The organism is Limosilactobacillus caviae (genome assembly GCF_014635905.1).
Taxonomy (GTDB): Bacteria; Bacillota; Bacilli; order Lactobacillales; family Lactobacillaceae; genus Limosilactobacillus; species Limosilactobacillus caviae.
Genome location: NZ_BMDS01000007.1, coordinates 41,502 through 53,052, shown reverse-complemented (window position 1 = coordinate 53,052; position 11,551 = coordinate 41,502). Strand labels below are relative to the sequence as shown.

Annotated in this window: 14 protein-coding genes and 1 other annotated feature; of the genes, 3 read left to right on the top strand and 11 right to left on the bottom strand. The window is 37.8% G+C overall.

Annotated features, from left to right (window positions below; genetic code table 11):
• Positions 1–110 precede the first annotated feature (110 nt).
• From IEU90_RS09485 to IEU90_RS09475, 3 genes are read right to left on the bottom strand one after another with little or no spacing between them, the layout of a single operon-like run.
• Complete coding sequence (locus tag IEU90_RS09485; protein ID WP_153710729.1) at positions 111–866, bottom strand: DUF4097 family beta strand repeat-containing protein; 756 nt, start codon at positions 864–866, stop codon at positions 111–113.
• Positions 867–1,478 (bottom strand): DUF1700 domain-containing protein, encoded by a 612-nt coding sequence (locus tag IEU90_RS09480; RefSeq protein WP_153710730.1) that lies wholly within the window; start codon positions 1,476–1,478, stop codon positions 867–869.
• Positions 1,471–1,803 carry a PadR family transcriptional regulator gene (locus IEU90_RS09475; protein ID WP_153710731.1) on the bottom strand — a complete coding sequence of 111 codons (333 nt, stop codon included), beginning with the start codon at positions 1,801–1,803 and terminating at the stop codon, positions 1,471–1,473. The genes IEU90_RS09480 and IEU90_RS09475 overlap by 8 nt, the downstream gene beginning before the upstream one ends.
• A 193-nt stretch (positions 1,804–1,996) precedes the next feature.
• On the opposite strand from IEU90_RS09475, the gene mscL reads away from it, so the two are divergent.
• The 3 genes from mscL (at position 1,997) to IEU90_RS09460 (ending at position 3,167) form a co-directional block, all read left to right on the top strand.
• Complete coding sequence (gene mscL, locus IEU90_RS09470) at positions 1,997–2,368, top strand: large-conductance mechanosensitive channel protein MscL (RefSeq protein WP_153710732.1); 372 nt, start codon at positions 1,997–1,999, stop codon at positions 2,366–2,368.
• A gap of 148 nt (positions 2,369–2,516) precedes the next feature.
• A complete protein-coding gene (locus IEU90_RS09465) occupies positions 2,517–2,738 on the top strand; it encodes a hypothetical protein (RefSeq protein WP_153710733.1) in 222 nt (73 codons plus the stop codon).
• A 135-nt stretch (positions 2,739–2,873) separates the two neighbouring features.
• Positions 2,874–3,167: a hypothetical protein gene (locus tag IEU90_RS09460; RefSeq protein ID WP_153710734.1), complete on the top strand. Its 294-nt coding sequence runs from the start codon at positions 2,874–2,876 to the stop codon at positions 3,165–3,167.
• Positions 3,168–3,335: 168 nt separating this feature from the next.
• Here the strand turns inward: IEU90_RS09460 and rplL are convergent, their stop codons facing one another.
• The 8 genes from rplL to rplA all read right to left on the bottom strand — a co-directional run bounded on the left by rplL (position 3,336) and on the right by rplA (position 11,537).
• Positions 3,336–3,701, bottom strand: a complete 366-nt coding sequence (gene rplL, locus IEU90_RS09455) for a 50S ribosomal protein L7/L12 (protein ID WP_153710735.1) — start codon at positions 3,699–3,701, stop codon at positions 3,336–3,338.
• Positions 3,702–3,763: 62 nt separating this feature from the next.
• Entirely contained in the window at positions 3,764–4,264 is a 501-nt protein-coding gene (rplJ, locus tag IEU90_RS09450; RefSeq protein ID WP_153710736.1) for a 50S ribosomal protein L10, read from the bottom strand.
• A gap of 32 nt (positions 4,265–4,296) precedes the next feature.
• Positions 4,297–4,415 (bottom strand) — a sequence feature (ribosomal protein L10 leader region).
• Between the two features lie 45 nt (positions 4,416–4,460).
• Positions 4,461–5,573, bottom strand: coding sequence for a non-hydrolyzing UDP-N-acetylglucosamine 2-epimerase (gene wecB / locus IEU90_RS09445; protein WP_308738386.1), 1,113 nt, complete (start codon positions 5,571–5,573; stop codon positions 4,461–4,463).
• 35 nt (positions 5,574–5,608) lie between these two features.
• Positions 5,609–6,826 (bottom strand): glycosyltransferase family protein, encoded by a 1,218-nt coding sequence (locus IEU90_RS09440; RefSeq protein WP_229723664.1) that lies wholly within the window; start codon positions 6,824–6,826, stop codon positions 5,609–5,611.
• 89 nt (positions 6,827–6,915) lie between these two features.
• Complete coding sequence (locus tag IEU90_RS11450; RefSeq protein ID WP_259395043.1) at positions 6,916–7,050, bottom strand: hypothetical protein; 135 nt, start codon at positions 7,048–7,050, stop codon at positions 6,916–6,918.
• A 258-nt stretch (positions 7,051–7,308) separates the two neighbouring features.
• The gene (locus IEU90_RS09435) at positions 7,309–8,502 is read right to left on the bottom strand and encodes an aminotransferase-like domain-containing protein (RefSeq protein ID WP_153710738.1); all 1,194 of its coding nucleotides are present in this window, start codon (positions 8,500–8,502) and stop codon (positions 7,309–7,311) included.
• 161 nt (positions 8,503–8,663) lie between these two features.
• Positions 8,664–10,772 carry a DUF2207 domain-containing protein gene (locus IEU90_RS09430; protein WP_188358055.1) on the bottom strand — a complete coding sequence of 703 codons (2,109 nt, stop codon included), beginning with the start codon at positions 10,770–10,772 and terminating at the stop codon, positions 8,664–8,666.
• A gap of 72 nt (positions 10,773–10,844) precedes the next feature.
• Positions 10,845–11,537, bottom strand: a complete 693-nt coding sequence (rplA, locus tag IEU90_RS09425) for a 50S ribosomal protein L1 (RefSeq protein ID WP_029507891.1) — start codon at positions 11,535–11,537, stop codon at positions 10,845–10,847.
• Positions 11,538–11,551: the final 14 nt, after the last annotated feature.

Below are 11,551 nucleotides of genomic sequence, written 5' to 3'. Positions count from 1 at the left end.
AAAGCATAGAGCATAATTAAAATAAGACTTTTCTCCTACTAAAATCCCCCAACATCTGGAAAATAAGATGTTGGGGGATTTATTATTTTCTATTAAAAATGACGTTTTGACTAATTCACTTCATTATCACCAGATTGAGTTAATAATCGAAGGACATTTTCCGCATTATCATTTTGATGTAATGTCTCTTCACCTTTGTCTTCACCATTAAGCTCATTATCACCAGCATCAGTCTTGAGGAAGTAGCCATCAACAGTTGTATTCGTAACCGTATTATCACCAGACTGATTGTTAACGGTATAGTGTCCCTGAACCGTTAGATTACGCCCGGTAAAGTTACCGGATTCGATCTTAGTATTGCCACCTCGTAATGTAACTTGATGGTACTCAACATTTCCTGAATCAACATCAACGTCAACATTATCTAACTTAGCATTGGACACTGACAAGTTGCCGCTTTCTAAGTGAATGCGGCCAGCTAATGCCTGATCACGCGGAACCGTCACAGTAATTAAGTCTTGATGAAGACCATAGTGGTTAAAATTAACCATAAACGGGAACTCACCGGTTTGTCGAATTGAAGCGACATTATTATGAACAGATACTGCAGGCGCATGATTGCTTATCCCAGAATAAGTAACTTGATATTTTTTCCCTTCACGAATTACCACATTGGCTGTTGAAGCTGTAATATCAATTCGTTCAAAATGCTTATTAGTGCTTATTTTTTTGGTGGATGAATGAAGAATTGCTGGTCGATTGTTCTCAAAATAAACCGCCTTATCACCGTTATTAAAATAGCCAATACCAAGCATAATTACCCCTAAAACTAATACAATCCAGCCAATTTTAAATACTTTTTTCATTTACTTCTCCCTCCTTGCCTGCACCTTTGCATAAATGAACTTAGCAAAGTTTGCAATACCTTGAATAACGATCCGGATAAACCAGTAACACAGTGGCAAACAAACTAGGAATAAACCGACAAGTGTCAATCCTACCCCAACATAGAACAGCCCGCTAAACGGAACGGTAGTAATTAAGCCAATCCCAATATAGAGAGAAGCGACAGCCACTGCGGCAATACTTAAAGCAACACCAACAACACCAATAATTAAACCGATGGCAACTCCGCCTACTGCCAATAATAGCCCTAACAACGCTATCCCTAGTCCAAAAGTTATTGGCGAAGTAATGATTGCTACCAATACCCACCAAAATACGCGCCAGCTAGAATGAGGTGAAGCAGGGTGCCCATCCTTTACCGCTTCATTATTAGCCTTAATCGAATAATCGGCTAAGATCTTATGACTTAACTGCCGAGGCGTTCCTAATTTTTCTTCAATCGCCGTTCGTGTATCAAGGTCAGCATCTGCAATATATTCATCATAAAATTCTAAAGCATCATTTCGTTCTTCATCAGTCAACTGACTTAGGTTTACGGCCAAATCATTAATATATTTCTGACGTTCATTCATCTTTATTTTCCCCCTCACCTGTTGCATAAAAGATTCTATCTAAACTATTTTTATAATCGGTCCAGAGCTTGCGAACCCGTTGTAAATGCTCCTTGCCAGCTGATGTTATTTGATAATAGCGACGATTACGTCCTTGATAAGGCTGGTCGTAGGTTGTTAAATAACCATCTTTTTTTAATCGCCGCAAAACCGGATACATCGTCGACTCAGAAATAGTAATGGCTGACTGCATTCGTTGAGTTAATGCGTAACCATAATAGTCTTGGTGTTCAAGAATTGCTAAAACCATACCGTCAAGCAAATCTGCCGTTATTTGAATCTTCATTCTTGCCCCCTCCTTTTTCTTACACTATATTATACGTAATATAATATACAAACATAATATAATATGCAATAATTTATTTAAAAAAATTTAAAAGTAATATTTACCCGCCCGTATCGCCCCAATTTATTAATTAGTTTTGCTAAAATATAGTTGTAGTTGTCTCTCCCTCGCATTACTAGAAGGAGAATATTTTATGTTAAAAGAATTTAAAGCGTTTATCGCGCGGGGTAATGTAATCGATATGGCAGTTGGTATTATTGTGGGGGCTGCCTTTACCTCTATTGTAAAATCATTGGTCAACAACCTGATCAATCCGCTTATTGGTTTATTTGTTGGCAAAATTGACCTATCAAATCTGGTTTGGACCGTTGGTGATGCCCAATTTAAATACGGAAGTTTTCTAAATGCCGTCATCAATTTCTTGATTATCTCCTTTGTTGTCTTTTTAATGGTTAAAGCAATCAACACTTTCCGTAAAAAAGAAGAGAAAAAGGCTGAAGAACCAAGTGAGGAAGTTAAATACCTCAAAGAAATTACTGAACTGCTAAAAGGTAAAGAAAATTAATTGATAAAAAGCTGGTTAAAAACTATACCCAACAGTTTTAACCAGCTTTTCTTTTAACGTCTAATATTTATATTTTTATACCATATTATTGGAAACGTTTTTATAACCTTGTTACTATCATGGTAGGGCAACAAAAGAGGTGATAATAATGTTGAAAAAGAGAGAACATCCGACAGACAGTGTCCCTACTAATGCCTACCAAAAGGGATACAATCGTGCCGTTAAAGATTATAAAGCATTAGAACCCTTTCGTAAGTATCCGCAAAAAGTAATTAACTCGTTCAATAAGTTTGTTAGAGGCAAAATGCATGCACTTCAAGACTATGTTGATGGGTATGAAGATGCTAAGCAACAGCTTTCCAAGAATTAGCTTTCTTTTTTACCCATCCTTGATTAACCGCGACTGCTAACTACATTGATTAGGTATGATAAGCAAAAATTTCTTGTCAATCTAGATTGATGTTAACTACATCAATTTATCGTTACTCTTAAGGAGAGATGTCCTATGTTATTTAATGTTATTTTTTGGATCTTAGCCATTTGGTTTGTTATTAACGTTATCTGGATGTGGTTCCAACTTAACAATCAAATACTGCAAAAGACCTTTGCTTGGATCAATGTTTGTGCAATTGTTATTGGTTTTTGGGTTTACTACGGTGTTTCACATGACGCAAGCGCAATTAATGGCTGGTTTATTGCCATGAATTGGGTTAATATTGCTATCGCTGCTATTCAATTCTACTTTGGTTACCGGACAATTGACAGCGAAAATACACATCATTCCACACCTTCAAACTAAATAATTGGGTAATATTTTCTAGTCTTTTGTTACTTTAATGGATAACAGGCTTATTAATAACTAATTGTCGCAATAAAATAATCAAAATAGGTAAGAGTGTTATTTTAGAACAAAAAAATAGGCTGAGTCGTTAAACTCAACCTGTTTTTTGTTTTTAATGAAACTTGACTACTTAAGGGTAACAGTAGCACCAGCGGCTTCAAGCTTTTCCTTGATGTCGTTAGCTTCGTCTTCCTTAACGTCTTCCTTAATAGCTGATGGAGCGCCATCAACAAGGTCCTTAGCGTCCTTAAGACCAAGACCAGTAATGTCCTTAACAGCCTTAATAACCTTAACCTTAGCTGAACCTGGTTCAGTTAATTCAACAGTAAAGCTGTCCTTAGCAGCACCGTCGCCGCCAGCAGCACCTGCAACTGCAACTGGAGCAGCAGCAGAAACGTCGAATTCTTCTTCGATAGCCTTAACTAAGTCGTTAAGGTCAGAGATTGATGCTTCTTTTAATGAAGCAATGATAGCATCCTTATCAAAAGCCATGTTTATTTCCTCCAATATTTAGGTAATTAATTTTAATTTTGTATTGTATTGATATACGGCAATTATGCGGCTTCGTCTTCCTTGTCGGCAACGGCCTTGACTGCACGAGCAATCTTCCGCATTGGATCTTGCAATGCAGATGCAAGCATTGACAACAGTTCTTCGCGTCCTGGCATATTTGCGTATTCGTTGATTTCGTCAAGAGTCTTAACACTCTTTTCGATGAAACCACCCTTGATTTCAAGAGCGTCGTGGTCATCAGCGAACTTCTTCAAGATCTTAGCTGGAGCAATTGGGTCTTCGTCAGAGAAGGCAACAGCAGTTGGACCAACAAAAGTTGAACGAAGTTCTTCGTAATCAGTACCTTCAACAGCACGATCAAGAATCTTGTTCTTGATAACTGACATCTTGATACCAGCGTCACGAAGTTGCTTACGTAAGTCAGTAACTTCAGCAACAGTTAAACCACGGTAATCTACAACGATAGCACTTTGGGCTGCGTTAAGCATATCAGAAGTTTGCTTAACGATTTCAGCCTTTTTAGCAATAGCTGCTTCACTCATGAATTTTCACCTCCTGCAATGTATTTTTGATCGGATTTAATAAAAAATCCCTATGACCGCAGACATAGAGAAGGAACTTTCATTTCTTCCTCGGCAGGCATACGATTAAGGCTTTCGCCACCTGAGTCTTAGGCAGAGTCATATTTAATCAACTTTCATAGTTTAACATATTTACGAAAGTCCTGTAAAGGGATTTTTATATTTTATTTGCCCATTCAGCAATTGCATTTAAGATTCGTTCACTAGCATTACCATCCCCATAAGGATTTTTAGCGGAACTCATTTTTTGATATTCGACCTGGTCATCCAATAATAATGACAATTCCTTAACAACATTATTATACTGGTTACCAATCAATTTAAGCGTCCCTGCCTCTACTCCTTCTGGGCGTTCAGTCGTATTACGTAAAACCAGTACCGGTTTGTGGAGCGCCGGTGCTTCCTCTTGAACCCCACCAGAATCGCTCATCACCAGCAATGCTTTACTCATAATATTATGAAAATCAACAACATCTAATGGTGAAATTAAGTGAAAATGGCTATCATTTCCTAAAATCTTTTGTGCAACTGTTTGTACTTTAGGATTAAGATGGACAGGATAAATTACGTCAATGTCATCTCTTTGGTCTACTACTGCTTTAATAGCCTTAAAGGTTTCTTCCATCGGCTGTCCCCAATTTTCCCGCCGATGCATTGTAAGTAGAATTACCTTGTTTTCTGGTTTAATTTCGTCTAAAACCTGATGATGGTAAGAACGATTAATCGTATATTTCAATGCGTCAATTGCCGTATTTCCCGTGACGGTTATCCCTTGACGGTGATTTCCCATTGCCAGGTTTTCTGCACTTGTCTGGGTAGGGGCAAAATATAGATCAGCAAGGTCATCAATCATCTGACGGTTCATTTCTTCTGGATATGGCGAATATTTATCCCATGTCCGTAAACCTGCTTCAACATGACCAATGGCAATCCGATTATAAAAAGCTACCAAGGCAGCAGCATAGGCTGAACTTGTATCGCCATGCACCAACACAATATCCGGCAGCTCTTTTTTTATAATTGGTTCTAGCTTTGTCATCGTTTCTATCGTGATTCCCGTTAGCGTTTGCCGCGGTCGCATTATTTTCAAATCATAGTCAGGGGTAATTTGAAAAACATCTAAAACCTGTTGAAGCATTTCAGCATGTTGACCCGTTGAAACTACTACTGATGCAAAACGGTCATCATGTTCTAACGCCTTCACTACCGGTCCCATCTTAATACCTTCTGGACGAGTCCCAAATACAGTCATTACTTTTATCTTTTCCACTATTTTCTCCCACACAATCCTTGAATTTGATAAATTTAAGAAACATTTTTCCCATGCTCTGTTTTAATCCATGAATTCTGATGAAAACACCACCGCCAAAAAGCTATGATAATGCTAAAAAATAAAATAACATACATATATGAAATTCCAATTGGCAGGAGAACTAACCGTCGTTGTTTTATGCGCGGTTCATTATAATGAAACAGGTCATGACGATAAAATAAACCGAAGATAATCCCCCAAAACAAGGAAAATCCAGCTAATCCAACCATTACAATCACAAACGTTATCGGTGGTAGTTTTCCATAAAGAACATGCCAATGCGTCACCGCAATTGTTGTTAAAACAATAATCGCTATATCGGCTAGAAAATTAAGCCACGGCTGAAGTAAAAAATAATAGATTCCAAGTTTCTGCGTTCGGCTTAGGATCCGGCTACTAACAACTTTAGGCAGGTATTTAAGGTAGTTCAGATCACCCTGAACCCACCTGCTTCGTTGACGAATAAAGCGTTTAGTCGACGTTAGAGCTTCCTGGTAAACATATGTATCCGTCATATAATCCACATATATGCGCTTTAACATCATTTTTATTGTCAGTTCATAATCATCTAAGAGTGCATTTCCCCATGGATGCAATCCGATCTCCGTAATAATCGGTTGAAGGCGAAAGAATTGACCATTTCCGCTTAAACCAACTGTCCTAGTATACATTCGCATAATCTGGGCCATATGATTAATACTAAAAAACTCAATATCTTGTAAAACCTGTAATTGATTCTTAAAACGGGGATACATTTTAACACGCATTTGGGTAACATTAGTCTGTGGCGAAGAGAAATATGCATTCAGCCGCTGTAATGCGTTATCAGCGAGTTGAGCATCGGCATCTATAACCCCAATAATAACCTTTTCAAAAGAAAGATGTTGACGAATCGCGGTTTGGCAAATGTAATCAAGAGCGAAGTTTAATACGTCCCCCTTACCAGTATGGGCATTGGGCACATACCGCTGTAAAAGATGCACTCGCGAATCAGCAACCCGCTTAATCTGTGCGACTGACTCATCGCTACTAGCATCGTCTACAACCACAATTTCAAACTGCTTAAACTTCAGCAAATGTTTTAAGGTTCGTTGAATAACTGCCGCCTCATTAAAACAAGGGACGATTACAAAATAACGCAAATCATGGTCAATCTCATTCGGTATTTGGTTTCCCGCGAATTGATGAAAGTCATGCGGATATGAAATCATCCGAAACAAAAGACTAATCAATGAATAAAACAAAAAATAAAAAGGGCGGTACCCCAAATTAATGTGAAGATTAATGCCAGCATCGTTACTTATCCCTTTTTCATGTTCTGATGATATATTAACCAAAACAGGAAACTGACCAAGAAGGACACCGTAAACATAAACATTAAAATAAAAATAACCGCTGTTGCCATCCCAGCATTCGTAAAATCAATCAATGACATTATCAAAAACTCCTTTTCCCTTAAAAACTTTCTGATAATGCTTATTACTATCTACATCAGATAGCTTGAAACCCGAATATTTAAAACTTTTCAGCAATTAATATAATTATAAGCAAAAATAACTTAAAGTACAGGTCCTTCACGGTTTTAATGACAATTATTTCGTTTTATTTTCCGTAACAAAAAAAAGATTGCGGAAAATATTCCACAACCTTTCACTTATTTTTAGGATTTATATTTATTAATGGCTGAATAATCCTATTTATTAACGGCAGCTGTTAATGCTTCACCAAGGCGCTTCAACCCAACTTCAATTTGATCTTCTTTCATATTGGAGTAGTTCAAGCGGAAAGCACCAGGCTGTGGCGCACCGGCAAAGAATGGATCGCCAGGAACAAATGCAACATTATGTTCTAGACATTCCTTAAATAATTCAACGGTATCGTCAACCCCTGGAACTTCAACCCATAAGAACATTCCACCTTCTGGATCAGTGTATGTCACACCTTCAGGGAAGTATTTCTTGATACCGGCTAACATTAAGTCCTTACGTTTACCATATAAATCGCTAATTTCTTTAACGTGAGCATCAAGGTCATTGTCAGCTAAGAATTGCGCCACCGCATACTGACCTAGATTATCAGTATGGAGGTCTGCTGACTGCTTGAGGACAGTCAACTTATTAACGACATCCTTATCAGCAACTACCCAGCCTAAACGGAAACCTGGTGCTAAGGTCTTCGAGAAAGTACTCATATAAAATACATGGCCGGATTTATCGAAAGACTTAACTGCAGGAACATGCTGACCAGCAAAACGAATCTCACCATATGGATTATCTTCTAAGACATAAACATCATACTTTTCTGCTAATTCAGCAAGCTTCTTACGGCGTTCTTCAACCATTGTCCTTCCAGTCGGGTTTTGGAAGTTTGGAACTGTGTAGACTAATTTAGTATTTGGATGAGTCTTTAATGCTTCTTCTAACGCATCCATCTTCATCCCGTCTTCATCCATTTCAACACTAGCAAATTCAGCACCATAAGACCTGAAAACATCTAATGCACATAAATATGTTGGTTGTTCAACTAAAACCGTATCACCCGGATTGACAAATGCCTTCCCTACTAAATCTAATGCTTGTTCAGAGCCAGTTGTAACTAAGACATTGTCCAATTCCGAATCAACATTTTCTTTTTCTTTAACATGCTGTTGAATTGCCTGACGTAATGCAGTAACCCCTTTAGCGGCACCATACTGCATCGCCTCTTGTCCATGTTCATCAAAGACCTTGTCAACAGCAGCTTTCATCTCTTTAACAGGAAATAATTCGGGTGCCGGCAATCCACCAGCAAAGGAAATAATCTTTGGATCCGCCGCTGCTTTTAAAATTGCGCCAACCGCATCCGTACCATCTGCTGGAACACGTTTTGAAAATTTGAATTGTGTCATTGTCGTCACTCCTTAATAATATTTAACTTTTGATGATATTTTCTAATTTTTCTTTAATCAAATTATCATCGGTTAATAATATAGCATAACAATACTTGATTGTGAAGTGGCTAATTTAAAATTAAGCAAAAACTCGATAATAATTTTTCAGCGATCATTTGTTAAAAGGCGCCACCACCAGAATCGCCACCTGCACCGCCAGAAGAGCCCCAACCGCCTGATGAACTATCAAACGAACTTTCACTATTATTAACTGCCTTCGCCTCGCTATTGCTAATTATGCTGTTAGCAAAGTGCTGAATTCCCCATTCATTTGCAAAAATGCCTTGCAATTGGTGATTTAGATTTTCCTCGACTAAATTTATCCCAAATTGTTTCTCTAATCCCTTTATAAATTCACTCGTCTCACCGACTGCTGTTGCATATACATAATATTCTCCCCATAATGTTTGATCTGGCAGCTGCTTTTTATTAAACCGGCCGATATCATGGATCATTTGCTTAAATTGCAGTACTTCAACCAAATCTTGGTACTGCTTTTTACTGTAAGAAACATAGCGATAATCAACAAACATATTCAATGCCTGTAAGCCCAGCCCGCATATTAAAATGCCAACAATTACAGGTTGAGAAATAGTCTTAAAACTGAGTCCAAAAATACCAATACTACTATGGCTAAAACTATCCACAGCAAAAAGAAGAAGACAAACAATTATTCCTAGGACATAGCTATATAAGCAACAACTTATTTTAAAATCGTATTTTTTAAAAAGCAGCTTCTCAATCTTTTCAAACGGTTGCCAAACACTCAGCATGAACCCAATTATCATTATTTCGCTTACCCGCGTTAAAGCACGGATAAGAAGGCCAATACTAAAACCATTAGTAACTAATCCCGAACACAAAAAAGCAATAAACGCTACCCCTAAAAAGTAAACGCACGAGAAATTATCAAAACTGGCTTTAGCTGGATTATCTTTTTCGCCTAAACTACTCCATTCGTCCTTAGCACTGAGCCAATGGTTATAAAGGGTGTTATTCTCATCATTCTTAACTTGCTTTAATGATACTTGATTATTCTCATCACCATAATTATGCGTTAAAAAGTAGATAAATTTTGAATCATCAGCAGTTCCTTTTTCCCACTTTATTAGCTCTCCCTCAACTTTAATGTTTCCCGCTAATTGAAGAGCAGCTAATTCAGTTGCTAAGAGAATCATTCCCGTATTCTCTCTTAAGCTTGATTGGTAAATTGAAGCAGCCTGTACTGGTGGTAAGGAAGGAAGGTCAAACCGATGAAGATGTTCACTAACATGGTCACGTTTAATTAAATTCTGGCGATTACGAATTAACCAATAAAGTCCATAAATGCCAAACGGAAGCATTAAAATAATCGCTACTATTAAATAATTTGCTGGGTGCCGTTCGATAAAGAACTGTTCAACACCCGCAATTTTTTGTTCCTGCTTTTGAGCAATTGCGAGCTGTTTGCTAGCATGTAAAGGTGCCTTATCAATTGCCTGTTTAGGAAAAAGCAGGTGAATCTCAAGGTATTGGTCAACATCTGCTGCTGTCAATCTTATAGTGGCAGTATGTTTATCCCATACTCTGTGTTCATACTTAGCACCATGAACCCACAAGGATTGTTTCCCCTTTGCTGTTGGCATTTCAATTGTAATCCTAACTTGTTGTAATTTACGTTCCCAGCTACGCCCAATAATTTTCCAATTAATCTCACCTGTATCAAGGTATCGCTTAGCAACTGCACTTAAATGATAATGATAAGTAATAACTTGTGTTTTCGCTTTATCAGGGACGGAGCTGACTATCCGATAGTCTCCCTGTGCCTTTTCTCCATCAGCGTCAGTATTCGGTTGGAAGAAAACATCGTTATACTTTAAATAATCATTTAACGATAATATTTGATCACTTTGCCCCACATTTTCTGCTTGGGTAAAATATAATTCTGGTCTTTTAAGTAAGTGAGATATCGGAAAGTTATCCTTAGCTACCTGAATTTGGTTAATTTTCCCCAATCCTTTTGTGTCTTGGACGATAAAAACCCCGTGATAATTCCCAGTAAATTGATATCGAACCTGTTGAGTAACGTCGGCACTACCATCACGGTTAATTTTCACGTAAATATCATTCTGTTTAATTTGGTAATCGCGCTTATCACTTGCTGCCGCATTTTCTAATGAACTAATTCCAAATAAAACTGTCAATATTATTATTAAAATCATTGAGGGCCTGTTTTTCGTTAGCTGCATTATATTTCTCCTCACAAAAAAAGACTTCGAGAAAATATTCCCCGAAGTCTTTTTTTATTTAATTATTTCAAATTAAAATGTAGTTAAATCAAGCGTAACACTTGGTCCAAATGTTGAAGAAATGGAAGCGTGCTTGATGTAAGTTCCACGTACTGAAGCTGGACGAGCCTTAGCCACGATATCTTCTAAAGTAGCCAAGTTTTCAACTAACTTGTCAGTATCAAATGAAACCTTACCGAATGGTACAGCAACGTTACCATCACGGTCAGTCCGGTAAGTTACTTGACCAGCCTTGGCGTCATTAACAGCCTTAGCAACATCCATTGTAACAGTACCAGTCTTAGGGTTTGGCATTAAGCCCTTAGGTCCAAGGACACGTCCTAAACGACCTACTTTAGGCATCATATCTGGTGTTGCGATTGCAACATCAAAATCAAGCCAACCGTCTTGAATCTTTTCTACTAAGTCATCGTCACCAACAAAGTCAGCACCAGCTTCTTGTGCAGCCTTAGCATTTTCACCATTAGCGAATACAATAACTGTTTGATCCTTACCAGTACCGTTTGGTAAAACAACGGCACCACGTAATTGTTGATCAGCTTGCTTTGTGTCAACGTTTAAGTTAAATGCTACTTCGATAGTAGAATCAAAGTTAGCATAGGCAATATCTTTTACTAATTGGACAGCGTCTTTAACAGCGTATTCTTTCTTGCTGTCAACTTTCTTGAGCGCGTCTTGGTACTTCTTACCACGTTTTTTAGCCATCTTGTGTTTTCCTC

What these genes read in the sequence shown, in the direction of transcription:
- IEU90_RS09480 (WP_153710730.1), bottom strand. Translation starts at nt 1,478, where the DNA reads ATGAATGAACGTCAGAAATATATTAATGATTTGGCCGTAAACCTAAGT.
- IEU90_RS09435 (WP_153710738.1), bottom strand. Translation starts at nt 8,502, where the DNA reads ATGACACAATTCAAATTTTCAAAACGTGTTCCAGCAGATGGTACGGAT.
- rplL (WP_153710735.1), bottom strand. Translation starts at nt 3,701, where the DNA reads ATGGCTTTTGATAAGGATGCTATCATTGCTTCATTAAAAGAAGCATCA.
- IEU90_RS09465 (WP_153710733.1), top strand. Translation starts at nt 2,517, where the DNA reads ATGTTGAAAAAGAGAGAACATCCGACAGACAGTGTCCCTACTAATGCC.
- IEU90_RS09440 (WP_229723664.1), bottom strand. Translation starts at nt 6,826, where the DNA reads ATGATTTCATATCCGCATGACTTTCATCAATTCGCGGGAAACCAAATA.
- IEU90_RS09475 (WP_153710731.1), bottom strand. Translation starts at nt 1,803, where the DNA reads ATGAAGATTCAAATAACGGCAGATTTGCTTGACGGTATGGTTTTAGCA.
- rplJ (WP_153710736.1), bottom strand. Translation starts at nt 4,264, where the DNA reads ATGAGTGAAGCAGCTATTGCTAAAAAGGCTGAAATCGTTAAGCAAACT.
- mscL (WP_153710732.1), top strand. Translation starts at nt 1,997, where the DNA reads ATGTTAAAAGAATTTAAAGCGTTTATCGCGCGGGGTAATGTAATCGAT.
- IEU90_RS11450 (WP_259395043.1), bottom strand. Translation starts at nt 7,050, where the DNA reads ATGTCATTGATTGATTTTACGAATGCTGGGATGGCAACAGCGGTTATT.
- IEU90_RS09430 (WP_188358055.1), bottom strand. Translation starts at nt 10,772, where the DNA reads ATGCAGCTAACGAAAAACAGGCCCTCAATGATTTTAATAATAATATTG.
- IEU90_RS09485 (WP_153710729.1), bottom strand. Translation starts at nt 866, where the DNA reads ATGAAAAAAGTATTTAAAATTGGCTGGATTGTATTAGTTTTAGGGGTA.
- IEU90_RS09460 (WP_153710734.1), top strand. Translation starts at nt 2,874, where the DNA reads ATGTTATTTAATGTTATTTTTTGGATCTTAGCCATTTGGTTTGTTATT.
- rplA (WP_029507891.1), bottom strand. Translation starts at nt 11,537, where the DNA reads ATGGCTAAAAAACGTGGTAAGAAGTACCAAGACGCGCTCAAGAAAGTT.